The organism is Fischerella thermalis PCC 7521, assembly GCF_000317225.1.
Taxonomy (GTDB): domain Bacteria; phylum Cyanobacteriota; class Cyanobacteriia; order Cyanobacteriales; family Nostocaceae; genus Fischerella; species Fischerella thermalis.
Map to the genome: position 1 here is coordinate 1 of NZ_AJLL01000009.1, position 24,318 is coordinate 24,318.

Annotated in this window: 36 protein-coding genes; 31 read left to right on the forward strand and 5 right to left on the reverse strand. The window is 43.5% G+C overall.

Going from position 1 to position 24,318, the window contains the following annotated elements:
• Positions 1-58: 58 nt before the first annotated feature.
• The 5 genes from UYK_RS0102135 to ndhN all read right to left on the reverse strand — a co-directional run bounded on the left by UYK_RS0102135 (position 59) and on the right by ndhN (position 5,002).
• Positions 59-886, reverse strand: coding sequence for a carbohydrate ABC transporter permease (locus UYK_RS0102135; protein ID WP_009455500.1), 828 nt, complete (start codon positions 884-886; stop codon positions 59-61).
• A 58-nt stretch (positions 887-944) separates the two neighbouring features.
• Positions 945-1,850 carry an ABC transporter substrate-binding protein gene (locus UYK_RS0102140; protein WP_016870835.1) on the reverse strand — a complete coding sequence of 302 codons (906 nt, stop codon included), beginning with the start codon at positions 1,848-1,850 and terminating at the stop codon, positions 945-947.
• 68 nt (positions 1,851-1,918) lie between these two features.
• Positions 1,919-2,701 carry an ABC transporter ATP-binding protein gene (locus UYK_RS0102145; protein ID WP_009455502.1) on the reverse strand — a complete coding sequence of 261 codons (783 nt, stop codon included), beginning with the start codon at positions 2,699-2,701 and terminating at the stop codon, positions 1,919-1,921.
• A gap of 176 nt (positions 2,702-2,877) precedes the next feature.
• Positions 2,878-3,879, reverse strand: a complete 1,002-nt coding sequence (locus tag UYK_RS0102150) for a FecCD family ABC transporter permease (protein WP_009455503.1) — start codon at positions 3,877-3,879, stop codon at positions 2,878-2,880.
• Between the two features lie 646 nt (positions 3,880-4,525).
• Positions 4,526-5,002, reverse strand: coding sequence for an NAD(P)H-quinone oxidoreductase subunit N (gene ndhN / locus UYK_RS0102155; RefSeq protein ID WP_009455505.1), 477 nt, complete (start codon positions 5,000-5,002; stop codon positions 4,526-4,528).
• Positions 5,003-6,024: 1,022 nt separating this feature from the next.
• Between ndhN and rplC the strand changes: the two genes are divergently transcribed.
• The 31 genes from rplC (at position 6,025) to prfA (ending at position 24,307) form a co-directional block, all read left to right on the forward strand.
• A complete protein-coding gene (gene rplC / locus UYK_RS0102160) occupies positions 6,025-6,660 on the forward strand; it encodes a 50S ribosomal protein L3 (RefSeq protein WP_009455507.1) in 636 nt (211 codons plus the stop codon).
• Positions 6,661-6,777: 117 nt separating this feature from the next.
• Positions 6,778-7,410 carry a 50S ribosomal protein L4 gene (gene rplD, locus UYK_RS0102165; RefSeq protein ID WP_009455509.1) on the forward strand — a complete coding sequence of 211 codons (633 nt, stop codon included), beginning with the start codon at positions 6,778-6,780 and terminating at the stop codon, positions 7,408-7,410.
• Positions 7,403-7,717: a 50S ribosomal protein L23 gene (locus UYK_RS0102170; RefSeq protein WP_009455511.1), complete on the forward strand. Its 315-nt coding sequence runs from the start codon at positions 7,403-7,405 to the stop codon at positions 7,715-7,717. Before rplD ends, UYK_RS0102170 begins: the two co-directional genes overlap by 8 nt.
• A 172-nt stretch (positions 7,718-7,889) precedes the next feature.
• A complete protein-coding gene (gene rplB, locus UYK_RS0102175; RefSeq protein ID WP_026086337.1) occupies positions 7,890-8,753 on the forward strand; it encodes a 50S ribosomal protein L2 in 864 nt (287 codons plus the stop codon).
• Positions 8,754-8,827: 74 nt separating this feature from the next.
• Positions 8,828-9,103: a 30S ribosomal protein S19 gene (gene rpsS, locus UYK_RS0102180; protein WP_009455516.1), complete on the forward strand. Its 276-nt coding sequence runs from the start codon at positions 8,828-8,830 to the stop codon at positions 9,101-9,103.
• Between the two features lie 66 nt (positions 9,104-9,169).
• Positions 9,170-9,532 (forward strand): 50S ribosomal protein L22, encoded by a 363-nt coding sequence (gene rplV / locus UYK_RS0102185; RefSeq protein WP_009455518.1) that lies wholly within the window; start codon positions 9,170-9,172, stop codon positions 9,530-9,532.
• 44 nt (positions 9,533-9,576) lie between these two features.
• Positions 9,577-10,329, forward strand: coding sequence for a 30S ribosomal protein S3 (rpsC, locus tag UYK_RS0102190; protein WP_009455520.1), 753 nt, complete (start codon positions 9,577-9,579; stop codon positions 10,327-10,329).
• Between the two features lie 85 nt (positions 10,330-10,414).
• On the forward strand, positions 10,415-10,840 hold the full coding sequence (rplP, locus tag UYK_RS0102195; RefSeq protein ID WP_009455525.1) for a 50S ribosomal protein L16: 426 nt from the start codon (positions 10,415-10,417) through the stop codon (positions 10,838-10,840).
• Positions 10,841-10,849: 9 nt separating this feature from the next.
• On the forward strand, positions 10,850-11,077 hold the full coding sequence (rpmC, locus tag UYK_RS0102200; RefSeq protein WP_016870837.1) for a 50S ribosomal protein L29: 228 nt from the start codon (positions 10,850-10,852) through the stop codon (positions 11,075-11,077).
• Positions 11,078-11,083: 6 nt separating this feature from the next.
• Positions 11,084-11,332, forward strand: a complete 249-nt coding sequence (gene rpsQ, locus UYK_RS0102205; protein WP_009455529.1) for a 30S ribosomal protein S17 — start codon at positions 11,084-11,086, stop codon at positions 11,330-11,332.
• 99 nt (positions 11,333-11,431) lie between these two features.
• A complete protein-coding gene (gene rplN / locus UYK_RS0102210; protein WP_009455531.1) occupies positions 11,432-11,800 on the forward strand; it encodes a 50S ribosomal protein L14 in 369 nt (122 codons plus the stop codon).
• Complete coding sequence (gene rplX, locus UYK_RS0102215; protein WP_009455533.1) at positions 11,800-12,150, forward strand: 50S ribosomal protein L24; 351 nt, start codon at positions 11,800-11,802, stop codon at positions 12,148-12,150. Before rplN ends, rplX begins: the two co-directional genes overlap by 1 nt.
• Before the next feature lie 127 nt (positions 12,151-12,277).
• Complete coding sequence (gene rplE, locus UYK_RS0102220) at positions 12,278-12,823, forward strand: 50S ribosomal protein L5 (protein WP_009455534.1); 546 nt, start codon at positions 12,278-12,280, stop codon at positions 12,821-12,823.
• A gap of 21 nt (positions 12,824-12,844) precedes the next feature.
• Complete coding sequence (rpsH, locus tag UYK_RS0102225) at positions 12,845-13,246, forward strand: 30S ribosomal protein S8 (RefSeq protein ID WP_009455535.1); 402 nt, start codon at positions 12,845-12,847, stop codon at positions 13,244-13,246.
• Positions 13,247-13,395: 149 nt separating this feature from the next.
• Positions 13,396-13,944 (forward strand): 50S ribosomal protein L6, encoded by a 549-nt coding sequence (gene rplF, locus UYK_RS0102230; RefSeq protein ID WP_009455538.1) that lies wholly within the window; start codon positions 13,396-13,398, stop codon positions 13,942-13,944.
• A gap of 2 nt (positions 13,945-13,946) precedes the next feature.
• The gene (gene rplR, locus UYK_RS0102235; protein ID WP_009455540.1) at positions 13,947-14,309 is read left to right on the forward strand and encodes a 50S ribosomal protein L18; all 363 of its coding nucleotides are present in this window, start codon (positions 13,947-13,949) and stop codon (positions 14,307-14,309) included.
• 147 nt (positions 14,310-14,456) lie between these two features.
• Positions 14,457-14,981: a 30S ribosomal protein S5 gene (rpsE, locus tag UYK_RS0102240; protein WP_009455542.1), complete on the forward strand. Its 525-nt coding sequence runs from the start codon at positions 14,457-14,459 to the stop codon at positions 14,979-14,981.
• A gap of 63 nt (positions 14,982-15,044) precedes the next feature.
• Positions 15,045-15,488 carry a 50S ribosomal protein L15 gene (gene rplO / locus UYK_RS0102245; RefSeq protein ID WP_026086338.1) on the forward strand — a complete coding sequence of 148 codons (444 nt, stop codon included), beginning with the start codon at positions 15,045-15,047 and terminating at the stop codon, positions 15,486-15,488.
• Between the two features lie 155 nt (positions 15,489-15,643).
• A complete protein-coding gene (gene secY / locus UYK_RS0102250; RefSeq protein WP_009455545.1) occupies positions 15,644-16,966 on the forward strand; it encodes a preprotein translocase subunit SecY in 1,323 nt (440 codons plus the stop codon).
• A 2-nt stretch (positions 16,967-16,968) separates the two neighbouring features.
• Positions 16,969-17,523, forward strand: a complete 555-nt coding sequence (locus UYK_RS0102255) for an adenylate kinase (RefSeq protein ID WP_009455546.1) — start codon at positions 16,969-16,971, stop codon at positions 17,521-17,523.
• A 281-nt stretch (positions 17,524-17,804) separates the two neighbouring features.
• Positions 17,805-18,029 carry a translation initiation factor IF-1 gene (gene infA / locus UYK_RS0102260; RefSeq protein WP_006276978.1) on the forward strand — a complete coding sequence of 75 codons (225 nt, stop codon included), beginning with the start codon at positions 17,805-17,807 and terminating at the stop codon, positions 18,027-18,029.
• A 114-nt stretch (positions 18,030-18,143) separates the two neighbouring features.
• Complete coding sequence (gene rpmJ, locus UYK_RS24750) at positions 18,144-18,257, forward strand: 50S ribosomal protein L36 (RefSeq protein ID WP_071588098.1); 114 nt, start codon at positions 18,144-18,146, stop codon at positions 18,255-18,257.
• Between the two features lie 88 nt (positions 18,258-18,345).
• Positions 18,346-18,726, forward strand: coding sequence for a 30S ribosomal protein S13 (gene rpsM, locus UYK_RS0102265; protein ID WP_009455551.1), 381 nt, complete (start codon positions 18,346-18,348; stop codon positions 18,724-18,726).
• Between the two features lie 54 nt (positions 18,727-18,780).
• Positions 18,781-19,176, forward strand: coding sequence for a 30S ribosomal protein S11 (gene rpsK / locus UYK_RS0102270; RefSeq protein ID WP_009455552.1), 396 nt, complete (start codon positions 18,781-18,783; stop codon positions 19,174-19,176).
• 344 nt (positions 19,177-19,520) lie between these two features.
• Positions 19,521-20,468, forward strand: coding sequence for a DNA-directed RNA polymerase subunit alpha (locus UYK_RS0102275; protein ID WP_009455553.1), 948 nt, complete (start codon positions 19,521-19,523; stop codon positions 20,466-20,468).
• 93 nt (positions 20,469-20,561) lie between these two features.
• Positions 20,562-20,912 (forward strand): 50S ribosomal protein L17, encoded by a 351-nt coding sequence (gene rplQ, locus UYK_RS0102280; protein ID WP_009455555.1) that lies wholly within the window; start codon positions 20,562-20,564, stop codon positions 20,910-20,912.
• A gap of 82 nt (positions 20,913-20,994) precedes the next feature.
• Positions 20,995-21,858 (forward strand): tRNA pseudouridine(38-40) synthase TruA, encoded by an 864-nt coding sequence (truA, locus tag UYK_RS0102285; RefSeq protein ID WP_009455556.1) that lies wholly within the window; start codon positions 20,995-20,997, stop codon positions 21,856-21,858.
• Positions 21,859-21,860: 2 nt separating this feature from the next.
• Positions 21,861-22,316, forward strand: coding sequence for a 50S ribosomal protein L13 (gene rplM / locus UYK_RS0102290; protein ID WP_009455557.1), 456 nt, complete (start codon positions 21,861-21,863; stop codon positions 22,314-22,316).
• Entirely contained in the window at positions 22,316-22,732 is a 417-nt protein-coding gene (gene rpsI / locus UYK_RS0102295; protein ID WP_009455558.1) for a 30S ribosomal protein S9, read from the forward strand. Before rplM ends, rpsI begins: the two co-directional genes overlap by 1 nt.
• A gap of 131 nt (positions 22,733-22,863) precedes the next feature.
• Positions 22,864-23,103, forward strand: a complete 240-nt coding sequence (gene rpmE, locus UYK_RS0102300) for a 50S ribosomal protein L31 (protein WP_009455559.1) — start codon at positions 22,864-22,866, stop codon at positions 23,101-23,103.
• 103 nt (positions 23,104-23,206) lie between these two features.
• Complete coding sequence (gene prfA / locus UYK_RS0102305; protein ID WP_009455560.1) at positions 23,207-24,307, forward strand: peptide chain release factor 1; 1,101 nt, start codon at positions 23,207-23,209, stop codon at positions 24,305-24,307.
• Positions 24,308-24,318 lie beyond the last annotated feature (11 nt).

A 24,318-nucleotide genomic window follows, 5' to 3' on the forward strand; every position in this document is an offset into this window, starting at 1 on the left:
TAGGGGAAAGGGCAAAGGAAAGATTTATTTTCATCCTTGTCCCCCTTGTCCTCAATTCTTACCCTTTGCCTCCCGTAAAAGTCACACTTTGAATAAAATATCGGTTGAAAAAGGCATAAATTGCTAAAGCTGGCAGAGTAAACACCATGGAAGCTGCCATGATGTAGTTCCAGTAGCTGATATATTGACCTTTAAAAGAATTCAACCCCAAAGGCAAAGTAAACATTTCTGGATCAAACAGTATCACTATGGGCAGCAAAAAATTATTCCAACTGCCCATAAACACAAAAACTGCCTGCGCTGCTAATGCTGGTTTTGCCAAAGGTAAAACAATACGCCAAAAAATGCCCAAAGGAGTTAAACCGTCAAGTGCAGCAGCTTCCTCTAATTCTTTAGGAAAATTAATAAAAAACTGCCGCATCATAAAAATAAAAGTGGCATTCACCATACTGGGGACGATCATACCTTGGTAAGAATTCAGCCAGCCGAACGCTTTTAAGATCAAAAATGTTGGAATCAGAGTAATTTGTGCTGGCACTGCTAGTACTGCCAAAATCAGTAAGAACCAGAAATGTCTGCCCCAAAACCGCAGTCTTGCCAAAGCATAACCAGCCATTGAGTTAAACAATAAATTTAAAATAGTGACGCAAACCGCAATCACTAGACTGTTGAATAACCAACGCAGAAATAGCGGTTCTTGCAAAAAAATTTGTTTATAGTTGTCAAAAGTAAAGTTTTTGGGCAAAAAATTAGGTTCGCCACTGACTATTTCCGAGAGGGGTTTAAAGGATGCCGAAAGTGCCCACAAAAACGGGATGAGCGTAATGATAGCGTACAGCGTCAACAGCACATACAGTAGTCTCTTCCCTATTGCTACAGATTTCATTTCTCTTTCTTGATGCCCAATCCCTATTTTCAAAATACAAACAGTACTTCTAACTTAATTATTGCCCAGATAAAGCCAAGCGTAACCGTTTACAAGTTGCTTCTATCGCATCTATGCTACCTGCATTCACGAGTCCATGATAGTCAAAAATATAAACACGGTCGTTTTTGATAGCTTGTAATTGCTGCCAAAAAGGTTCTTTTTGCCAAGACTCTAAGAGTTCTGTTTTAGACTGAGGTTGGGGAGTATTAACCAAAATTAATACTTCTGGGTTTTCCTGTAAAATTTTTTCCGGGGAAAGAGTTACATAACCTCGGAATTGACTTTGCCCTTGTAAGTCTGCTGTGACATTTTTGGCTTGAAATTTTGTGAGCAAATCACCAGCCCAACTATTTTTATTTGGTGACAAAATTGGTTTAACACTCACTAACACCAAAGTTGAATATTGCTGATTAGGTTTATTTGCTAAAAATGATTGATAACGGTTTATTAAAGGTAGTGGATCGGCAGCAATTAATTGAGCAAGAGATTGAGTCAGTTTTTGTAAAGCTTCCCAACTATTAAGATTATAAGTATAAGTAGCAATTCCTAGCTGTTGTAATTTTCCCATTTCTTGTACATAAAAACCAGTTGGAGCAACAACTAAATCTGGTTTAAGTGCAATAACTTTTTCTAGATTTAGTGGTGTTCTTCCTTCATTAATACGGGGAATATTTTGAAATCTGCTATTGTTGTTAAAAAGGTTACTACCAGTCATTCCTACCAATTTAGATTGATCAAGTTGGGAGATAATATCAGCCGCAATTGTAGAGAGAGCGACAACTCTTTTGGCTGATTCTTTTGTCACTACTTGGGCAGGAGTAGGAAGAGATTTTTGGGGCTGCTGATTAATCGTCGTGGCACATGCAACTATATTCACAATCAAGAATGCTTGCAAACAGAATATTATCCAAGAGCGACGCATTTTAAATTTCCTCATAGCAAATGATTAAGTATCTATAGATTAGAAAAGAATACTTTGGCTCTAATTTTTTATGGATGAATTGATGTTAGTGGACAAATTTGTAATCCAACAGGTGTTTCAATAACTGCAACGTGTACACCTAAAACTTCAGCTAAATAGGCGGGTTTTAGAACAAATTCTGGAGTTCCAAGAGCAAATATTTTTCCGTGGGACAACAGAGCAATTCGAGAACTATATCTGGCAGCTAAATTAACATCATGTAAAACAGTTACTATAGTTAAATATTGCTGTTGATTAAGTTTTTTAAGTAATTCTAATAATTCTAGTTGATAACGAATATCCAAATAGGTAGTCGGTTCATCTAACAATAAAGTTTGAGGATTTTGTGCTATGGCTAATGCTAAAAAAGCCCGTTGACGTTCTCCACCTGAGAGTTTTTCGATAGTGCGATCGCGAAAGTTTTCCATTTGTGTTAGCTGCAAAGCCATCTCTACTTTGCTGCGATCTTCTGTATTTAATTCCCATTGCCACCACGCTTGATGAGATGTACGTCCTAAACTAACTAACTGTTCCACTGTTAAACCAGTCGGGATTGTTTGCTGTTGTGGTAAAAAAGCTAATTTTTGTGCCACTACTTTACTAGGTTGTGTGTGAATTGCCTTACCATCGAGCAACACAGTCCCCTGCTGTGGTTTTATGAGGCGACTGAGGAGTTTTAGCAGTGTAGTTTTCCCTGAACCATTAGCACCTACTAAACTCAACCATTCTCCTTTGGCAATAGTAATGTTGATATCTTTAACTATTTGTTGATTTGCATAACCACCAGTAAGGTTGTGAGTTTCTATAGGCATAACATTAATTTTAGATTTTGGATTTTATATCAGTCCGACTAATTGCTTACGATATAAAGCTTGGGTATTGGGTCTCAGGCATGGTGAAAAAAATAACCAACTATAACCAATTACCAATTACCCATTACCAATTACCGACCCCAACGGATAATATAACTGTTCAAGCCGACATGATATTAAATACTTGTTTGGCGGCCATAAAGCAACCAAATAAATAGAGGTGAACCTAACAAAGCAGTAACTGCACCCACTGGTAACTCTACAACTGCTGAGCGAGAAACTACATCGGCAAGAGTGAGGACAACAGCGCCACCAACAGCACTAAGTGGCAGAACAGCACGATAATCTGCACCTACAAGTAAACGGATGCCATGCGGTACAATCAAGCCGACAAAACCAATTAATCCGCCGATACTCACCGCACCCGCAGCCAATAATGAAGCGATACCACCAATCAAAATCCGCGATCGCACCAGGGAAACTCCCAACCCCACCGCTAATTCGTCACCCAAATTCAACAAATTCAAGGTACGAGCTAGCAAACACCCTAATAGCAAAGATACGCAAATATAAATTCCCCCAGTTTTGACCTCAGTCCATCCTCGTCCATTCAAACTACCAATCAACCAATTCAACGCTGCTTGCACTTGTCCATCTTCAGCCATTAGTAACAATACCGATTGAATCGCACCAAATAGAGAACTGACCGCCACCCCACCTAAAATTAATCTTTCAACTGAAATACCATCACCTCTACGAGCTAAAAAATAAATAATGATAGTTGTGAATAAGCCTCCAATCCAAGCCGCTAGAGGAACCCAAGCCTGTAATACCCCAAAACTAAACATTGCCACAGCAACTAAACCTGCACCTGCTGAGATACCAAGAAGAAACGGATCAGCTAAACCGTTACGCAACATTCCCTGTAACAATGCGCCTGCTGTGCCTAAAGCTGCACCCACAAGCATTGCAGCCAAAGTTCTCGGTAGCCGTAAATCCCATAGAATTGTTTGGTAAAGTGGATCTCCTTGACGCCAAATTGCTTTCCATAACTGGATTGGCGTTATTGACACAGCCCCCAATGATAAAGAAATTCCAATCATCACAACCAACGCAGCACACAAGAGCAAAGTTGCCACTACTAGCCGATTTCTCTCGATGATTTTTCGTAGAAACATTAGTATTAGTTCTTGGTGTTTGTCTGTTTATAGTCGCAGTTCATCTTCAACAAACCTAATGTCTTGGTCATGGTTTACAAAGATATCTTCACTGTGGTTTTTACGGTTAAAATTCTATATTTTATGAAATTTTATACAGATATATGTTCAGTATAAAGAAATATACAGTTTTAATGGTGTAAAAATAGCTCAGTTTTGATTTTTATTTAATACTAATGTACTTGTGAACCATGGGTTCAAGCAGATGTAATATCAAGTTCGGCTAATTGCTTACGATATTATGCTTCGCTTTTGGTCATTGGTTTTTCCCATTACCCTTCGGGTTCGCTACTTTGCCATCTCGGCATAAGCCAAGACGGCAAGTAGTCTCACCAATTACCTATTACCAATTACCAGCCTAGGCGACAGTATAAGTATTCAACAGAACAGGATGTAATGTGCGTTTGATAAAGACATCTGCATTAATTCCGTTTTGGAAACAATTAATTTAGCGTTGCAGAGAAAGCGGGATGTTTTTGAAATTTTGTAAACGAAAAAATCTAACTTCTTCGCGCACTTCGCGTCTAACGCGGTTCAAGAATCCATCCCGATTTTATGCAACGCCATTAATTTTTTGATTTTGCCAACAATACCCGATACCCTAGATTTAGCTAGCTAACAGAGTTTTTTCCAGAGCCATCCAGCGGAAGGCGCGATCGCCACCTCGTTCGATTACGACTTTGACCCGTGGTTCCAGCTTGGGCAAGTTCGCTAAGTACTCAATTTCTTGATCAGAAAGAATATGCCCTTCAATAATCCACAATACCAATCCCTTGGATTTTGGTGGTAACTGCTCTAGCTGATAGTTAACGATAGGTGGCACATAATACACGTAACCAACTGCCGCCCCGCTACCAGTGCTTTTTTTGCCAAGGTGGGGAGGTCTAACTCCATGTACACCTGTGAGATAAGCAGCTAGGTCACCTAGTCCTCTAGCAGTGATATGAAGAGTGATATAGCCTGCTGCACGTAGTCGGCGTCTGTAACGACCTTCAAAACCTCCTTCTAGAGGTACGTATACGCCAAGAGCGCCATTTTTTTCTAGATCGCGAATTAAAGTGTTACCAGTGGTAATTAGTGCCATAGGTTTTTGTATTGTCCGACTTAGATATCTCTATTATTTACTTTTTGTTATGAAATTACGTTAAACGATTATCTTATCGACAGGATAAAGCAGATAGCATAATTTTCTTCAAATGTAATAGCGAAATCAGGATGTTCAAAGTTAGATAGCCAGACCACTAGCTTGATCGTAGGTTTAGATAACAAGCTGGCAGATAGCCAAAAGCGATCGCACTTTTTAAGATTCCTTTCCTGGAATTGAGTTAAAAAAGTGGTTTGATTAGGCGATCGCTTTGTTTTTCATCTTCCTATTTCTCATTTCTCTAAAAAAGTTAATAGACAAAAGTAAATATTTGATCTATACTCTTAGATCGTGACCAAATTTAGGATACCCCTTCATTGTTATTACTAGCCACAAATTAGCTATTTAAAGCTAATAGCTAAATTCTCAACAGAATTAGCTGGCTAGAATAGACAAGAGACTGGTAAACTATAAAAACTTTCAGGTCAAGGTAAAAGAGTAGAGTCAAAAACTCAAACTCACACCAGTCAGTAAAACAGGTTCACTCTTGTAATAGAGCCAAAAACAGGCAAAACCTTAAAGATTATGGTTTAAGGTAATTGGAGGGGTAGAAACTGAGCAGCGATGTCGGTTTGTAGCATGGCGTAAGTCTCAGTTACAAGGATACTGGGTAGCTTGCTGCCTAAGTCCTGCTACAAGCAAGTAAAGTGCCAGAGCAATTGCTTAGATAGAAGCATTGTTGCACAAAGCTCCAAAGCCTTGTATTGAACCCAAACAGTATACTTTCCCCAGTGGAAAGGTTTTTTGGTTGTTCTAATCACATCTGAGTGACAGCAAACGGATTCACGTAATTAGTATGGATACTTGGTGAAAGACCGGGGAAGTTGGAGCCGCCATACCTAAGCCGCTCCTGACTTCAATAGGCGCCGCTCACAAGCGGAAAGTAGCCGCAACAGCTACTGTACCAGTGTCCTGAAGAATCCAATTTCCCAAGAAAAAAGTAGAAAGGAGAGCCAGTAACTGTGTCTGTAGGTATTCTCGGCACCAAACTGGGCATGACCCAAATCTTTGACGATGCAGGAGTAGCCATTCCTGTGACTGTCATTCAAGCGGGGCCATGCACAGTAACTCAAGTTAAAACAAAACAGACCGACGGTTACTCCGCCATCCAAGTAGGCTATGGCGAAGTAAAGCCAAAAGCGCTAAACAAACCCTTATTAGGTCATCTAGCAAAATCCTCTGCCCCAGCATTACGTCATTTAAAAGAATATCGCCTCGATAACTCTGGTGATTATGCCTTAGGTCAACAGATAAAAGCGGATATATTTAGCGCAGGTCAACAAGTAGATGTCATAGGTACAAGCATCGGTCGCGGTTTTGCAGGCAACCAAAAACGCAACAACTTCGGTCGTGGGCCCATGTCGCATGGTTCCAAAAACCATAGAGCGCCTGGTTCCACCGGTGCTGGTACGACGCCCGGTCGTGTTTATCCAGGTAAGCGCGCGCCAGGTCGTTTAGGAGGTAGCCGCACCACAGTTCGGAAATTAACAGTGGTACGAGTAGACTCGGAACGTAACTTATTGCTAGTCAAGGGAGCTGTCCCTGGTAAACCCGGGTCATTGCTAAATATTTTGCCTGCCAAGGTAGTTGGTAAGTAGTAGTCAATAGTCACATTGGTTATTTGTTGGTAGTTGATTGTTGGTTGTACTTCCAAACAACAAACAACAAACAACAAGCAACAAGCAACATCAAACAGATGACAAAGGACATAAACAATGTTTGAATGTGTAGTCAAAAATTGGCAGGGAGAACAAGTCGGGCAAAAAAGCTTTGACTTGCGGGTTGCCAAAGAACAAACAGCGGCTCATATTGTGTATAGAGCCTTGATTAGACAAATGGCCAATGCTCGTCAAGGAACCGCCAGTACAAAAACCCGCTCTGAAGTCAGAGGCGGCGGTCGCAAACCTTGGCGGCAAAAAGGTACAGGTCGGGCGCGTGCAGGTTCTATTCGTTCTCCACTGTGGCGTGGTGGCGGTGTCATCTTCGGGCCCAAACCCAGAGATTATGAAATCAAGATGAACCGCAAAGAGCGGAAGTTAGCATTGCGGACAGCGTTTGCTAGCCGTGTTGATGACTTAATTGTGGTAGAAGAATTTAGCGAACAGCTACAGCGTCCCAAAACCAAAGAATTAGTGTCAGCGATCGCCCGTTGGGGTGCTGACCCAGAAAGTAAGACACTGTTAGTCTTGTCCGAAAAAAACGAAAACGTACTTTTGTCAGCCCGTAACGTTGAGAATCTCAAACTCATCGCCGCTGATAATCTCAACGTTTACGATTTGCTCCACGCAGACAAAATCGTCGTTACCGCATCAGCCCTAGAAAAAATTCAGGAGGTCTACAGTGCCTAACTTCGACCCCCGCAACCTCCCTGACCTAGTGCGTCGCCCAATTATTACCGAAAAGGCGACCATCCTCATGGAGCAGAATAAATATACATTTGAAGTCTCTCCCAAAGCAACAAAACCAGAAATCAAAGCGGCAATAGAAAGTCTGTTTGACGTCAAAGTAGTACAAGTAAATACCAGCAATCGTCCACGCAAAAAGCGTCGTGTCGGTAGATTTATTGGTTACAAACCCCAATACAAACGAGCCATTGTCACAGTGGCGACTGGGGATGAAAACAAGATCAGACAAGTTCTATTCCCTGAAGTGTAACTAGTTATTGGTTAGTAGTTAGTAGTAGTTAGTGGATAGTAAGGAAGACTTTGGCCTATAAGTCGTTAGGGATGACAACCAAACAACCTAACAACTAACAACTAACAACTAACCAATGTACAGACGTGCCATGGCACGTCTCTACAACAACCAACAACTAACAAATAAAATTATGGGTACTCGTTCTTTTCGCCCTTATACCCCCAGTACTCGCCAGGTAACTATTTCCGACTTTTCAGAAATTACCAAAACTGAGCCGGAAAAGTCTTTAACCAAATATGTACATCGTGCCAAAGGCCGCAACAACCAAGGTCGGATCACCAGCCGCTTTCGGGGAGGCGGACACAAGCGGCTTTACCGGATCATCGACTTCAAACGTAATAAACGTGATATCCCTGCTGAAGTCATTGCCATTGAATACGATCCCAACCGTAATGCCCGCATCGCCCTTTTACAGTACCAAGACGGCGAGAAACGTTATATTCTCCAGCCCAACGGATTAAAAGTTGGAACAACAGTAATCGCTGGTGTCAATGCTCCCATTGAAGATGGCAACGCCTTACCTTTGTCAAACATTCCCTTGGGTACGAGCGTTCATAACGTTGAACTGACTCCAGGTAAAGGTGGTCAAATCGTTCGTTCTGCTGGTGCAACAGCTCAAGTCGTAGCCAAAGAAGGTAATTATGTCACCCTGAAGTTGCCTTCAGGAGAAGTCCGCATGATCCGCCGGGAATGCTATGCCACCATTGGACAAGTGGGTAACATTGATGCCCGAAACTTGAGTGCAGGTAAAGCCGGTAGAAATCGCTGGAAAGGCCGCCGTCCTCATGTTAGAGGTAGCGTCATGAACCCGGTTGATCACCCCCACGGCGGTGGTGAAGGTCGTGCGCCCATCGGTCGCTCCGGCCCTGTTACTCCTTGGGGTAAACCAGCCTTGGGTCTGAAGACACGCAAACCTAAAAAGCCAAGTAGCAAGTTAATTGTACGCCGTCGCCGTAAGTCCTCTAAACGCGGTCGCGGTGGTCGTGAAAGTTAATGCTAACGGGTAATAGGTAATGGGTTAATTACCAATTACCTATTACCAATTACCAATTACCAATTACCAAAATTATGGGTCGTTCTCTGAAAAAAGGTCCTTTCGTAGCAGATCACTTGCTCAGCAAAATTGAGAAGCTTAACGAAAGCAATAGAAAAGAAGTGATCAAAACCTGGTCACGAGCTTCCACAATTCTGCCGGAAATGGTTGGTCATACCATTGCTGTTCATAACGGACGGCAGCACGTACCTGTTTTCATCAGTGACCAAATGGTGGGACATAAGCTGGGCGAATTTGCTCCCACACGCACTTTTAGAGGTCATGCCAAAGACAAAAAAGCAGGAAGGTAGAACGTAGTTAGTGGACAGTAACTACTAACCAATAACTACTAACCACTAACTAAAACGGAGAAAACTATGGCTGTTGATACTACTAATGAAGTAAAAGCGATCGCCCGTTATATACGCATGTCCCCTTATAAAGTGCGTCGGGTACTCGATCAAATTCGTGGACGGTCTTATCGAGAAGCGCTGATCATTCTAGAATTTATGCCCTATCGGGCTTGTGAACCAGTATTGAAGGTTCTCAGAAGCGCTGCTGCCAATGCAGAACATAACGAAGGATTGGATCGGGCAGATTTAGTAATTACTAAGGCCTATGCAGATCAAGGGCCAGTTCTGAAACGGTTTCAACCAAGGGCGCAAGGTCGAGCGTACCAGATTCGCAAACCAACGTGTCATATTACAGTCGCTGTTGCTCCTGGAGCCTCAGCTGAATAACTACTTACACCCATAGCTGAAAGAAATTTTAGAGGAAAGCATTCGTGGGACAGAAAATACATCCAGTTGGTTTTCGTCTAGGAATTACCCAAGAGCATCAATCTCGTTGGTTTGCTGACCCTAGCCGTTATCCAGAACTCTTACAAGAAGACCACAAACTTCGTAACTTTATTGAGGAAAAACTGGGTAGATACGCTCAGAATAATGCAGGCATTTCGGAAGTACGGATTGAGCGTAAAGCCGATCAAATTGATCTGGAAGTACGCACCGCACGCCCTGGTGTAGTTGTAGGTCGGGGTGGGCAAGGCATTGAATCATTGCGTACCGGACTTCAAGACCTGTTGGGCAGCAATCGTCAAATCCGCATCAACGTTGTGGAAGTACAACGTGTTGATGCTGATGCTTACCTAATTGCTGAATACATCGCTCAACAGCTAGAGCGCCGCGTTTCCTTCCGACGAGTTGTGCGTCAAGCCATTCAGCGCGCCCAACGTGCTGGCGTACAAGGGATCAAAGTCCAGGTTAGTGGTCGTCTCAATGGTGCGGAGATCGCTCGCACAGAATGGACACGTGAAGGTAGAGTACCTTTACATACCCTACGGGCTGACATTGACTACGCTTACTGCACAGCAAAAACCATCTACGGTATTCTTGGCATCAAAGTCTGGGTATTCAAAGGAGAAATTATTCCTGGACAAGAAGAAGCACCTGCCCCCCCAACAACACGGGAACGTGAACCGCGTCGTCGTCAACAACGCCGTCGTCAGCAATTTGAAGACCGCTCTAACGAGGGGTAATGGGTAATGGGTAATAGGTAATGGGAAAGAAAACCAGCAATTACCAATTAGCAATTACCAATTAGCAATTACCAATTAGCAAACCATGTTAAGTCCAAGAAGAACGAAATTCCGCAAACAGCAGCGCGGACGCATGAAAGGTCTAGCCACTGCTGGTAGTTCCCTGAACTTTGGTGATTTTGCTCTCCAAGCTCAAGAACCAGCTTGGATCACCGCTCGACAAATAGAGGCATCCCGTCGAGCCATGACCCGTTACATCCGTCGGGGTGGTAAAATCTGGATTCGCATTTTCCCTGATAAGCCTGTAACAATGCGTCCCGCCGAAACCCGGATGGGTTCTGGTAAGGGTTCTCCCGAATATTGGGTAGCAGTAGTCAAGCCAGGACGAATTTTATTTGAAATTGCTGGTGTACCTGAAGCTACCGCCCGCGAAGCAATGCGCTTAGCAGCATACAAGCTACCAATTAAGACTAAATTCATTTCACGCTCTGAAATAGAACCACAGGAGTAGGAGTAAGTTATGCCTCTTCCCAAGATTTCGGAAGCAAGAGAATTAAGTGACGAAAAGCTGGCTGAGGAAATTCTTGCCGTCAAAAAAGAGTTATTTCAATTGCGCTTGCAAAAAGCAACCAGACAGCTAGAAAAACCACACCTGTTTCGACATGCCCGACACCGCTTAGCCCAATTGCTAACGGTAGAGTCAGAACGCAAACGGGCTGCAAATCAAGCCGCAAAAGAACAAGAGTAGGAGATTATGGCAGTTAAAGAACGAGTTGGCTTGGTAGTGAGCGACAAAATGCAAAAAACAGTTGTAGTCGCTGTTGAAAACCGCGCTCCTCATCCCAAGTACGGCAAAATTGTGGTGAATACCCGGCGTTATAAGGCTCATGACGAAGAAAATCGCTGTAAGATAGGCGATCGCGTCCGTATTCAAGAAACCAGACCCCTGAGCAAAACCAAGCGCTGGCAAGTCACAGAAATTCTGACTACGAAAAATACTTAATGGGTAATGGGTAATGGGTAATGGGTAATAGGTAAGACAACTAGTAATTACCAATTAGCAATTATCAATTAGCAATTACCAACCACAAGGAGAGTTATTGTGATCCAACCCCAGACTTACCTGAATGTTGCAGACAACAGCGGCGCTCGTAAACTCATGTGTATCCGTGTTTTAGGAGCAGGTAACTGTCGCTACGGTTTTGTGGGCGATAGAATTATTGCTGTTGTCAAAGATGCCCAGCCAAATATGGCTATCAAAAAATCAGATGTTGTAGAAGCAGTGATTGTTCGTACCCGCCACAATATTAAGCGGGATAGCGGTATGAGCATCCGTTTTGACGACAATGCCGCAGTCATCATTAATAAAGACGGCAATCCTAAAGGCACTCGCGTCTTTGGCCCCGTTGCTCGAGAACTGCGTGATAAAAACTTTACCAAAATCGTTTCTTTGGCTCCGGAGGTGCTGTAATGGCAAGCAAAAAACAAAAGCCAAAGTTCTACAAAATGCATGTCAAAGCTGGAGATACCGTCCAGGTAATTGCCGGTAAAGACAAAGGCAAAGTTGGCGAGATTATCAAAGCCCTGCCTCAAGAAAGCAAAGTCATTGTCAAAGGCGTCAATATCAAAACCAAGCACGTCAAGCCCCAAGCGGAAGGTGAATCCGGGCGCATTGTCACCCAGGAATACCCAATTCACAGTTCCAACGTCATGCTTTACTCCACTAAGCAGAACGTCGCTAGTCGCATCTGCTACACCTTTACCGAAGAAGGTAAGAAGGTACGGATGCTCAAGAAAACAGGTGAGATTATCGATAAATAGTTATTGGTTGTCAGTTGGTAGTTAGTAGTTGATCGAAAAAAATTAACAAACAACAACCAACAAGCAACAAACAACAAAATGCTATTTCCCTGACCAAGCCCAGGGACAACCAGGACAAAAACAAACTATGCCAACAAGACTTAAAAGTTTATACCAAGAAACAATAGTCCCCAACCTCACCAAACAGTTTGGGTATACCAACGTTCATCAAGTACCAAAATTGGTGAAAGTAACTGTCAATCGAGGGTTGGGAGAAGCAGCACAAAACGCTAAAGCCCTAGAAGCATCTTTAAGTGAAATTGCCTTGATCACAGGGCAAAAGCCTGTAGTGACAAGAGCGAAAAAAGCGATCGCAGGTTTTAAAATTCGTCAAGGTATGCCTGTAGGGATCATGGTTACCTTGAGAGGCGAACGCATGTATTCCTTTCTCGACAGATTAATCAACCTGGCTCTACCCAGAATTCGCGACTTTCGTGGTGTTAGTCCTAAAAGCTTTGATGGTCGTGGTAACTATACCCTTGGCGTTAGAGAACAGTTGATTTTTCCAGAGGTTGAGTACGACAGCATTGACCAAATCCGAGGGATGGATATCTCCATCATCACCACAGCTAAGAGTGATGAAGAAGGTCGTGCCTTACTAAAAGAAATGGGAATGCCCTTTCGGGAACAATAAGTTCAATTAAACGAGGAGACGATGGCGACTAACGACACAATTGCTGACATGTTGACGCGCATCCGCAATGCCAATCTGGCGCGGCATCAAACTACACAAGTGCCATCCACAAAAATGACCCGTAATATCGCTAAAGTGCTTCGAGAAGAAGGATACATTGGTGATTACGAAGATGTTGGAGAAGGAAGTAAGCGAAACTTAGTAATTTCACTGAAATACAAGGGTAAAAATCGCCAACCTATCATCACCACTCTCAAACGGGTAAGTAAACCAGGTTTACGCGTTTATTCCAATAAAAAAGAATTACCACGGGTATTAGGTGGCATAGGCATCGCCATTATTTCTACATCTAGTGGCATCATGACCGACAGAGAAGCACGGCGTCAGAACTTGGGTGGTGAAGTACTTTGCTACGTTTGGTAGTCATTGGTTAGTGGTTAGTAGTTAATAGTTAGTAGTAATAACCAACCCTCCGGGTTCGCAGTCGCTCATGGGGGGAACCCCCTGTTCAGCGCGCTGACTCACAACTAACAACCAACAAACAACAAACAACTAACAACAAAGATAAAGTTATGTCTCGAATTGGTAAACGCCCAATTACAGTTCCCGCAAAAGTCCAAGTAAATTTTGATAACGCCAAGGTGACTGTCAAAGGTCCAAAAGGTGAGCTTTCGCGCGAACTTCCCGCCAATGTGATTTTGTCCCAAGATGGGGAAACACTCACGGTTAGTCGCCGAGATGAGTCACGTACTTCTAGGCAGTTACACGGCTTATTCCGTACCTTGGTTGCCAACATGGTTGAAGGAGTTTCCAAAGGATTTGAACGGCGTTTGGAAATTCAAGGGGTTGGCTATCGGGCGCAAGTCCAAGGTCGTAACCTAGTACTGAATATGGGCTACAGTCATCAGGTACAGATAGCCCCACCAGAGGGAATTCAGTTTGCAGTTGAAAATAATACTAACGTAATTGTCAGCGGTTACGACAAAGAATTAGTCGGGAACACAGCAGCAAAAATTCGTGCTGTCCGTCCACCCGAACCTTACAAAGGAAAAGGTATTCGCTACGCTGGCGAAGCAGTTAGACGTAAAGCTGGTAAGACTGGTAAGAGTGGTAAGAAGTAAATATGAAACTTACTCGTAGAGAATCAAAACAGCGTCGTCATCGGCGCATTCGTGGGAAAGTAAGCGGTTCTCCAGAACGTCCACGGTTAGCAATATTTCGCTCCCACCAACACATCTATGCTCAGGTGATTGATGATACTCAACATCACACCATAGTGGCAGCTTCCACTGTAGAACCAGAACTCAAATCCAAGCTCACCTTTGGAGGCAATATTCAAGCCTCTACTGAAGTTGGCAAACTAATTGCAACGCGAGCCTTAGAAAAAGGCATAACCAAAGTCGTGTTTGATCGCGGTGGTAATCTTTATCACGGTCGCGTCAAAGCACTAGCTGATGCAGCACGTGAAGCTGGGTTAGATTTCTAAATTTGTCAAGAGTCAATGGTCATTAGTCAATGGTGAGTAGTTGGTAGTTAGTGGTTAGTAGTTGGTTGCTTCCAACAAAAAACAACAAACAACAAATGATAAATGACAAATGACAAATGATAAATAAATGACAAAGGAAATTAGACAATGGCAACAAATCGTCGTAAAACTAACCGCGTTAAAAAAGAAGAAACTAACTGGCAAGAGCGGGTCATTCAGATCCGACGTGTCAGTAAGGTAGTCAAAGGTGGTAAAAAACTCAGCTTCCGCGCGATCGTAGTTGTTGGCAATGAACGTGGTCAAGTTGGTGTAGGAGTAGGTAAAGCCTCAGATGTAATTGGTGCGGTGAAAAAAGGTGTAGCCGATGGTAAAAAACATCTGATTGAGATTCCTATTACAAAATCCAACTCTATACCTCATCCCATTGATGGTACTGGCGGTGGTGCAAAAGTAATTATGCGACCAGCAGCTCCTGGTACCGGTGTAATTGCTGGTGGTGCGGTTCGTACCGTACTAGAGTTGGCAGGTGTGCGTAATGTTTTAGCTAAGCAACTTGGTTCCAACAATCCGCTAAATAATGCCAGAGCTGCGATCAATGCCCTCACTACCTTACGTACCTTCTCTGAGGTAGCCGAGGATAGGGGTATTACTGTGGAGAATCTTTACATCTAAAAAGTCATTTGTCCTTAGCAAATGACAAATGACAAAAAACAACTTTTGCTTAGTTTATTGCTTATGAGACTCAACGATGTTCGCCCCCAAAAAGGATCTAAAAAACGCGGTCGGCGTTTAGGTAGAGGTGTCTCTGCTGGTCAAGGCGCAAGTGCTGGTAAAGGTATGCGGGGTCAAAAAGCTCGCTCTGGTGGCAGTACCAGACCCGGTTTTGAAGGTGGTCAACAGCCATTGTACCGTCGTATACCCAAGCTGAAAGGCTTTCCTTTAGTTAACCGTAAAAATTACACTACGATTAATGTAGAGAAGCTAGCCTCACTTCCAGCTAACACAGAAGTTACTTTGACTTCTTTACAAGAAGCAGGTATTCTGACTGCTGCCAAGGGGCCATTGAAAATTTTGGGAGATGGGGAATTAAATGTTCCGCTCAAAGTGAAGGCCGCAGCTTTTACAGGTACAGCTCGTAGCAAAATTGAGGCAGCAGGCGGAAGTTGTGAAGTTGTGTGAAGGTTGTAGACGCCCTATAGGGCGGCTTTCCACAGGGTAGGATGAAGAATGAAGGATAAAAGATGAAAAACTTAATACTTCAAATTTCGTGCTTCACACTTCCACATTCTTCACACTTCTGACTTCATACTTCATACTTCATAAGGTAGCCCTCTATGATCAGTCGAGATAAACCCCCAACCGCTCAAGAAACTTTTATGCAGATGGCGCAAGCCGCCGGATTAAGAGGTCGGCTGCTTGTTACTGTCGGTATTCTCATTTTGATTCGTCTAGGTATACATATACCTATACCAGGAATTGATCGACAGGCATTTGCCGCAGCAATTAATAGTAATAATCAGGTATTCAGCTTTTTGGATATATTCTCCGGAGGCGGTCTTTCTGCATTGGGAGTCTTTGCCTTAGGTATTCTGCCTTATATCAATGCTTCGATTATCATCCAATTGCTCACTGCTGCGATTCCATATTTAGAAAATTTACAAAAAAACGAAGGGGAAGCAGGAAGGCGGAGGATTTCGCAAATTACCCGCTATGTATCTTTAGGTTGGGCAATTTTACAAAGTGTTTTCTTGGCCGCATTTTGGTTAAGACCTTTTGCCTTGAATTTTGGTCCCGTTTTCGTTATTGAGACAGCTGTTGCTCTTGTAGCTGGTTCGATGTTTGTAATGTGGGCATCAGAAGTAATTACAGAGCGCGGCGTTGGTAACGGAGCATCTTTGTTAATTTTTGTCAACATTGTGGCAACGCTACCTAAATCCCTGAGCGATACCATTGCTTATATCCAAGGTAGTGGTCAAGAGATAGTTCGAGAAAGAGTTGGTCCAGTAATTGTATTGGTTCTAGTGTTTCTATTCACAATTGTTGGTATCGTCTTTGTTCAGGAAGCAATTCGCCGTATTCCAATTATTTCCGCTCGTCGCCAAGTCGGTCGGCGCATTTTTGCTGAGCAGCGTAGCTATCTCCCCTTACGTCTTAACCAAGGTGGAGTTATGCCAATCATTTTTGCAGCTGCAATCCTCAGTTTGCCACTGTTTATAGCTAATTTCACCAAAAATCCAGAACTAGCAAATATCATCAACACCTATCTCAGTCCTGGTGGATCTCAGTCTTGGGTCTATGCCCTTGTTTACCTAGTTTCAATTATCTTTTTTAGCTACTTCTATTCATCTTTGATAGTAAACCCAGTTGATGTGGCCCAGAACCTGAAGAAAATGGGTTCTAGTATTCCTGGAATACGTCCTGGTAAAGCCACTAGTGAGTATATAGAGCGCATTTTGAATCGACTAACTTTTTTGGGTGCTATCTTTTTGGGCTTAATTGCGATCATCCCCACCGCTGTAGAAACTGCTTTAGGAGTACCAACTTTTAGAGGTTTGGGTGCTACCTCTTTGCTGATTCTAGTAGGTGTGGCGATTGAAACAGCTAAACAAGTCCAAACTTATGTGATCTCTCAGCGCTATGAAGGAATGGTGAAGTAATAGTGACACGATTAATCTTCTTGGGACCGCCGGGTGCTGGTAAAGGAACTCAAGCTAAAGCATTGGCCCATGACTGTGATATACCCCATATTTCCACGGGTGACATCTTACGGCAAGCATTGAAAGAGCAAACTCCTTTGGGTATAAAAGCTCAGAGTTATATGGATAGGGGTGAGCTAGTTCCCGACCAGCTTGTACAGGAAATGGTGGAAGAACGCCTCTGTAAACCGGATACCAAGTCAGGTTGGATTTTGGATGGCTTTCCTCGGACTGTAAAACAAGCAGCTTTTCTGGGAGAATTACTGCAAAAACTTGAACAGCAAGGGGAAAGAGTAGTCAATTTAGATGTGCCAGATGATGTGGTTGTTGATCGTCTGCTACAACGAGGGCGTGCTGATGATACAGAAGAGGTAATTCGCCGTCGCTTGGAAGTATACCGCTCTGAAACTGCTCCCTTGATTGACTACTATGGCGATCGCCACCAATTGATCACTATCAACGGCAATCAGTCCCTAGAAGAAGTCACCGCCGAACTGAAAAAGGCTATAGCCTCCTGAATCAACAAACCAAAAAAGGGGTTGGGTATTGGGTATTGAGGAGTGTGTAGACCCACCTTCTTCGGCTTCCCGTAAGGGTGGAGTGTGGGGAGTAGTAGACAAACAACAACTAACCACCAACCAGCAACCACTAACAATTACCCATTACCTAAGCAGATACATGTAAAACTTGGATAAGATATATTAATAAAATGTTGATATTTTTCTAAAAATATGTTCATTTCCAGACTATGAAATGGCTGTAAATGAATAAAGAAGTGTTGAATTGAGGGAAAAATAAATTGTCTAAGCAAGATTTGATTGAAATGGAAGGTACAGTTACTGAGTCATTGCCCAATGCTATGTTTCGCGTTGATTTAGACAATGGCTTCAACGTCTTAGCTCATATCTCTGGCAAGATTCGCCGTAACTATATCAAAATTTTACCTGGCGATCGCGTCAAGGTGGAGCTAACTCCCTACGACTTGACCAAAGGTAGAATTACTTATCGATTACGGAAGAAATAGCTCTATGTAAGTTAATATACCACACGTTCAAAACAATAAGTTTTCTTCCTGTAATTTAACTGAACATTTATCAAAAAAATGCTATAATTTAATATTTGGAGTCAATTAGCAAGCATGAAAGTCAGAGCCTCAGTCAAAAAAATGTGTGAAAAGTGTAACGTGATCCGCCGTCGGGGTCGCGTTATGGTGATCTGTTCCAATCCGAAGCATAAACAGCGCCAAGGTTAAAGGGAATTAAGGTACAACTTTTAAGACTTGGTACCATCGTTAAACACTAACTTACATCACTAGCAAGCAAATTAGGGAGACAATTGTTGTGGCACGTATTGCCGGAGTAGACCTACCACGCGATAAGCGTGTTGAAATCGGTCTAACTTATATTTATGGAATTGGTCTATCGCGATCGCAGGAGATTTTAAAGGCTACGGGTGTAAATCCTGATACTCGTGTCAAGGATCTCAGTGATGCTGATGTAGCAGCTCTACGGGGAGAAGTAGAAGAAAACTATCAAGTCGAAGGTGACTTGAGGCGCTGGGAAGCGATGAACATCAAGCGCCTAATTGATATTGGTACATACAGAGGGCGTCGTCATCGCATGGGCTTACCAGTGAGAGGACAGAGAACTCGCACCAATGCCCGCACCCGACGGGGAAGACGACAAACAGTCGCTGGTAAGAAGAAAGCACCAGGGAAATAAATTTTTGGCAACGCTTGCTGTTAGCAAGTTTTACATTCATCGAATCACAACCATATGGCGCGACAACCAAGCAAAAAGACCGGGAGCAAAAAACAGAAACGCAACGTACCAAATGGTGTTGCTTACATCCAATCTACTTTCAACAATAGCATTGTCACCATTACCGATCAAAACGGAGATGTGATCTCTTGGGCAAGTGCTGGTTCTAGCGGTTTTAAAGGAGCAAAAAAAGGAACTCCCTTTGCAGCTCAGACCGCAGCTGAAAGTGCAGCACGCCGAGCGATCGATCAGGGGATGCGCCAAATTGAGGTAATGGTGAGTGGGCCAGGAGCAGGTCGGGAAACAGCCATCCGGGCGCTGCAAGGAGCAGGACTCGAAATAACGCTCATTCGAGATATTACCCCAATTCCTCACAACGGCTGCCGCCCTCCCAAACGCCGTCGAGTCTAAATACGACTTTTTGGGTGGTAAAGATAGTCAGTTGACAGTAACCAGTGAACAGTGAACAGCAATTAATTAATCATTGATAACTGAATAACTGTTAAACTTACCTGTTTCCCTCACACGTATAGTGGCCGTCCGAAGTTCGTAAGCCCTAGTTGGTACAGAGGGCTGCTAAACTTCGGAAAACCTAAAAAATAGTAGCGCCTGTAAGTTGGTAGAGTATTAAACTTAATTGCTCATTAAGCAAAGTATTTAGTTTGCTCAACCTCAAACACAAGGCAAAAATCCAAATTTGTAGGTAGTCTATATTCTGTCTACTACTAAGACCTTAGAGCAAGGGAGGCTACTCCGTGGCGCAGTTTCAAATTGAATGTGTAGAGTCTAGTACAGAGGAAAGTCGGAGCCACTACAGTAAATTTATCCTAGAACCTCTAGAACGGGGTCAAGGAACAACCGTTGGCAACGCCCTTAGACGGGTATTGTTGTCAAATTTAGAAGGTACGGCTGTGACAGCAGTACGAATTGCAGGAGTAACACATGAATTTGCCACCGTTCCTGGTGTCAGAGAGGATGTACTAGAAATCCTCATGAGAATGAAGGAAGTAATTCTCAAAAGTTATTCCTCTCAACCCCAAATAGGTCGTTTACTCGTCAACGGTCCGGCTACAGTCACATCAGCACACTTCGATTTACCGAGTGAAGTAGAAGTCATAGATCCGACCCAGTACATAGCTACCCTTGCCGAAGGGGGAAAGCTAGAAATGGAATTTCGGATTGAAAAAGGCAAAGGGTATCGCACCGTAGAAAGAGGTCGTGAAGAAGCCACATCTCTAGATTTCCTGCAAATTGACTCGGTATTTATGCCAGTCAGAAAAGTTAACTACAGTGTTGAAGAGACTCGTGGCGATAACGGAATGCCAAGAGATAGATTGCTTCTAGAAGTTTGGACGAATGGCAGTCTTAGCCCTCAAGAAGCTCTCTCTTCCGCAGCCGGAATTTTGGTAGACTTATTCAATCCCTTAAAAGATATTGATATCAGACAAACAGATACAGATTCTGATATCCCAGATGATCCTACCGCTCAAATTCCGATTGAAGAGTTGCAGCTTTCTGTAAGAGCTTATAACTGTCTCAAGCGGGCGCAAGTTAACTCGGTAGCAGATTTGTTGGATTATACCCAAGAAGACCTATTGGAAATTAAAAACTTTGGTCAGAAGTCAGCGGAAGAAGTCGTTGAAGCACTACAGCGACGCTTGGGCATTACCCTACCAACTGAACGGTCTTCTAAACACGGTTAGTCATTTGTCAGTAGTCAAGAGTCAATTAATGATTAGACCATGGACTAACTAATAACTTTCTTAGTAAGCGTTATCTTTAAATGGTTCATAGTTATGCGTCATCGTTGTCGTGTCAAAAAACTCAGCAAACCAGCTGATCAACGTCGCGCCCTGTTGCGTGCGCTCACCACTGAGTTAATTCGTCATGGTCGAATTACCACCACCCTACAGCGAGCTAAGGTAGTGAGAGCCGAAGTAGATAAAATGATCACTTTAGCTAAAAACGGTTCCCTGTCGGCACGCCGTCAAGCCCTTGGCTACATTTATGATAAACAATTAGTTCATGCTCTATTTGAGCAAGCTCCCACTCGTTACGGTAATCGTCAAGGCGGCTATACTCGTATCCTACATACCGTGCCTCGTCGTGGTGATAATGCTGAGATGGCAATCATTGAACTAGTATAAAGAAGGCAGCTATGCTGGAGGCAGAAGGTAAAAAATTAGATTTTATACTTCATACTTCACACTTCAGCCTTGAGTTGATTCTATGTTAGAAAGCCACCAGCCTACACCAAAACAACGAGTCGCCCTGGTAATTCAATACCTGGGCACTCATTTTCATGGCTGGCAGAGGCAACCACATCACCGTAGTGTACAGGAAGAAGTAGAGAAAGTTTTAGCCAATTTACTAGGTTATTCTGTTACACTACACGGAGCGGGACGTACTGATAGCGGAGTCCACGCCGCAGCTCAAGTAGCTCATTTTGATGCGACTGGTAAAATTCCAGCTCACAAATGGGCAACCATTCTGAATAGTTACCTGCCCGAAGACATATTAATTTTAGCTTCAGCAAGTGTCAGCGAAACTTGGCACGCTCGCTTTAGCGCAGTGTATCGGCGTTATCGCTACACTATATACACTGGAGAACAGCCGAACTTGTTTGTGAGGCGCTTCAGTTGGCATTACTACCATGCACCCCTAGATGAATTTTTAATTCAGGCAGCATTAAAACCGTTACTCGGACATCATCATTTAGCTGCATTTCACCGTAGCAACTCAGCACGTAAGCATTCTTGGGTCGAGGTGCAAGCAGTAGAGTGTTATCGAAATGGGCCGTTTCTCCACATAGAAATACAAGCCAATGGATTTTTGTATGGAATGATGCGGCTGTTAGTAGGAATGTTGGTGCAGGTAGGAACAGGAGAGCGATCGCTTGCTAGCTTTACTGATCTCTGGAAAAATGAACGCCGGGAAGAAGTAAAATATGCTGCACCTGCCCACGGCTTATGCTTATTGCGAGTCGGTTATCCAGATTTTCCCTTTCCCAAAACAGTCTGGTTTGACACTCAGCCACTTTTTGTCATTCAATCACCAACAATCAACAACCAACAATCAACAATCAACAATTAACGATGAACAAAACATATCTTCCTCCTACTGATTCCATAACGCGTGATTGGTACGTCGTAGACGCTACCGACAAGCGTCTTGGACGCCTAGCTAGCGAAATTGCTATGGTCCTACGAGGCAAAAATAAACCTCACTATACGCCTCACATGGATACAGGTGACTTCGTAATAGTAGTCAATGCCGATAAAGTAGCCGTAACTGGTAAAAAGCGTACCCAAAAGATTTACCGTCGTCACTCCGGTCGTCCTGGCGGGATGAAAACGGAAACTTTTGCCAAACTCCAAGGACGTTTACCTGAACGCATTATTGAACAGGCTGTCAAAGGAATGCTACCGAAAAATAGCTTGGGACGGCAGTTGTTCACTAAATTAAAAGTATATGCAGGGCCAACTCATCCCCATGATGCTCAAAAACCAAAAGAGCTGAAAATTAATACTATTCCAGGAGAACAAGATTAATGCAAGCAACAGATAACACTAGCGGTCGCGCTATGTACTGGGGTACTGGTCGTCGTAAGTCTGCGGTCGCACGAGTACGCCTAGTTCCAGGTACTGGACAATTGATTGTCAATGGCAGACCTGGAGATTTGTATTTCCAATTCAATCCTAATTATCTCGGAGGCATCAAAGCACCTCTGGAAACTTTAGGACTGGAAAACGAATATGATATTTTGGTGAAAGCCGAAGGCGGTGGCTTGACTGGCCAAGCCAATTCAATTCGTTTAGGAGTGGCTCGTGCTTTATGCCAACTTGATCCTGATAATCGCTCACCTCTAAAGGTTGAAGGCTATCTCACCCGCGATCCCCGTGCCAAAGAACGGAAAAAGTACGGCTTGCACAAAGCTCGCAAAGCACCTCAGTACTCGAAGCGGTAAGGAATTGGTGATCGGGGATCGGGTATTGGTGTTTATGCTCCTCCAAGTCGTCCCCCTTGTCTCCCTTCCATTGCCTATTCCTAATCAAACATCAAAGCTATAATTGTAGTATATTCACCACAAAAGGAACAATGGCTAAACCTGGTATTCATCCTGAGTGGTATCCAGAAGCTAAAGTTTACTGCAACGGTCAGGTTGTAATGACCGTCGGCTCCACCAAGCCAGAACTGCACGTAGATGTTTGGTCTGGAAACCACCCCTTCTACACCGGCACTCAAAAGATTATTGACACTGAAGGTCGTGTTGAGCGCTTCATGCGCAAGTATGGCATGAAGGGCGATCAAGCTTCTGGCGGCAAAAAGAAAAAGTAGCGGGTTGGCTCTGTTGCTGGTAATGACGACCCTGCATCTGCTGGGTCGCTTGTCATAAATGCTCAGGCCAACTTGGTTATTTTAAGGAGCGATCGCACTCATCATGGCAGAACAATACTTACTGGAGAAACTTAGATCTGTTGAACAAACTTTTAATGAATTAACCCGTCGTCTTGCTGATCCCGATACCGCCAAAAATCCTGATGAGTATCAGAAAGTGGCAAAGGCGCGCTCAGGGTTAGAAGAAGTAGTTAATACCTATGAAACTTGGAAAACAGCCCAAGAAGAACTAATAGGGGCGCGGCAAATACTGAAAGAATCTCAGGGAGATGCCGAACTGCAAGAAATGGCAGCCCTGGAAGTTCAAGAATTAGAAGAGAAAATAGAATACTTAGAAAACCGCCTAAAGATATTGCTGCTACCCCGCGACCCCAACGATGATAAAAATATCATGTTGGAAATTCGGGCAGGGACTGGCGGTGAAGAGGCCAGTATCTGGGCAGGGGATCTAGTACGCATGTATTCCCGCTATGCTGACACTCAAGGTTGGCGAGTCAAGTTAGTCAGTGAATCCCTGGCAGAGATGGGTGGCTTCAAAGAAGCAATCCTGGAAATTCAGGGAGATAATGTTTACAGCAAATTAAAATTTGAAGCTGGGGTGCATCGTGTTCAGCGTGTACCAGTCACTGAGGCGGGAGGGAGAGTTCACACTTCCACAGCCACGGTGGCGGTAATGCCAGAAGTCGATGATGTGGAAGTCCACATTGATCCCAAAGATATTGAAATGACTACAGCACGATCCGGTGGTGCTGGTGGGCAAAACGTCAACAAAGTAGAAACTGCTGTTGACTTGTTCCACAAACCAACGGGAATTCGGATTTTTTGTACTGAAGAACGCAGCCAGTTACAAAACAAAGAACGGGCGATGCAGATTTTGCGGGCAAAGCTGTATGAAATGAAGTTACGCGAACAACAAGAAGCAGTAACTTCTATGCGGCGATCGCAAGTAGGTACAGGGTCACGTTCCGAAAAAATCCGCACTTACAATTATAAAGATAACCGAGTTACTGACCATCGTCTTGGTCAAAACTTCTCCCTCAGCCCAGTTCTAGAAGGTGATTTAGAACAACTGATTCAGTCTTGTATCTCTCAAGACCAGCAAGAACGCCTAGCAGAACTTGCTGCTTCTGGGGCAACAAATTAAGTAGGGGTTGT

Coding starts and splice junctions, on each gene's coding strand:
- rpsE (WP_009455542.1), top strand. CDS start 14,457: ATGGCAACAAATCGTCGTAAAACTAACCGCGTTAAAAAAGAAGAAACT.
- rpmJ (WP_071588098.1), top strand. CDS start 18,144: ATGAAAGTCAGAGCCTCAGTCAAAAAAATGTGTGAAAAGTGTAACGTG.
- rpmE (WP_009455559.1), top strand. CDS start 22,864: ATGGCTAAACCTGGTATTCATCCTGAGTGGTATCCAGAAGCTAAAGTT.
- rplD (WP_009455509.1), top strand. CDS start 6,778: ATGTTTGAATGTGTAGTCAAAAATTGGCAGGGAGAACAAGTCGGGCAA.
- rpsQ (WP_009455529.1), top strand. CDS start 11,084: ATGGCAGTTAAAGAACGAGTTGGCTTGGTAGTGAGCGACAAAATGCAA.
- rpsH (WP_009455535.1), top strand. CDS start 12,845: ATGGCGACTAACGACACAATTGCTGACATGTTGACGCGCATCCGCAAT.
- rplQ (WP_009455555.1), top strand. CDS start 20,562: ATGCGTCATCGTTGTCGTGTCAAAAAACTCAGCAAACCAGCTGATCAA.
- rplV (WP_009455518.1), top strand. CDS start 9,170: ATGGCTGTTGATACTACTAATGAAGTAAAAGCGATCGCCCGTTATATA.
- rplR (WP_009455540.1), top strand. CDS start 13,947: ATGAAACTTACTCGTAGAGAATCAAAACAGCGTCGTCATCGGCGCATT.
- rpsS (WP_009455516.1), top strand. CDS start 8,828: ATGGGTCGTTCTCTGAAAAAAGGTCCTTTCGTAGCAGATCACTTGCTC.
- rplM (WP_009455557.1), top strand. CDS start 21,861: ATGAACAAAACATATCTTCCTCCTACTGATTCCATAACGCGTGATTGG.
- secY (WP_009455545.1), top strand. CDS start 15,644: ATGATCAGTCGAGATAAACCCCCAACCGCTCAAGAAACTTTTATGCAG.
- rplO (WP_026086338.1), top strand. CDS start 15,045: ATGAGACTCAACGATGTTCGCCCCCAAAAAGGATCTAAAAAACGCGGT.
- rpsI (WP_009455558.1), top strand. CDS start 22,316: ATGCAAGCAACAGATAACACTAGCGGTCGCGCTATGTACTGGGGTACT.
- rpmC (WP_016870837.1), top strand. CDS start 10,850: ATGCCTCTTCCCAAGATTTCGGAAGCAAGAGAATTAAGTGACGAAAAG.
- rplX (WP_009455533.1), top strand. CDS start 11,800: ATGGCAAGCAAAAAACAAAAGCCAAAGTTCTACAAAATGCATGTCAAA.
- UYK_RS0102150 (WP_009455503.1), bottom strand. CDS start 3,879: ATGTTTCTACGAAAAATCATCGAGAGAAATCGGCTAGTAGTGGCAACT.
- truA (WP_009455556.1), top strand. CDS start 20,995: ATGTTAGAAAGCCACCAGCCTACACCAAAACAACGAGTCGCCCTGGTA.
- rpsK (WP_009455552.1), top strand. CDS start 18,781: ATGGCGCGACAACCAAGCAAAAAGACCGGGAGCAAAAAACAGAAACGC.
- ndhN (WP_009455505.1), bottom strand. CDS start 5,002: ATGGCACTAATTACCACTGGTAACACTTTAATTCGCGATCTAGAAAAA.
- rplE (WP_009455534.1), top strand. CDS start 12,278: ATGCCAACAAGACTTAAAAGTTTATACCAAGAAACAATAGTCCCCAAC.
- UYK_RS0102145 (WP_009455502.1), bottom strand. CDS start 2,701: ATGCCTATAGAAACTCACAACCTTACTGGTGGTTATGCAAATCAACAA.
- UYK_RS0102140 (WP_016870835.1), bottom strand. CDS start 1,850: ATGCGTCGCTCTTGGATAATATTCTGTTTGCAAGCATTCTTGATTGTG.
- rplB (WP_026086337.1), top strand. CDS start 7,890: ATGGGTACTCGTTCTTTTCGCCCTTATACCCCCAGTACTCGCCAGGTA.
- rplF (WP_009455538.1), top strand. CDS start 13,396: ATGTCTCGAATTGGTAAACGCCCAATTACAGTTCCCGCAAAAGTCCAA.
- prfA (WP_009455560.1), top strand. CDS start 23,207: ATGGCAGAACAATACTTACTGGAGAAACTTAGATCTGTTGAACAAACT.
- UYK_RS0102135 (WP_009455500.1), bottom strand. CDS start 886: ATGAAATCTGTAGCAATAGGGAAGAGACTACTGTATGTGCTGTTGACG.
- rplP (WP_009455525.1), top strand. CDS start 10,415: ATGTTAAGTCCAAGAAGAACGAAATTCCGCAAACAGCAGCGCGGACGC.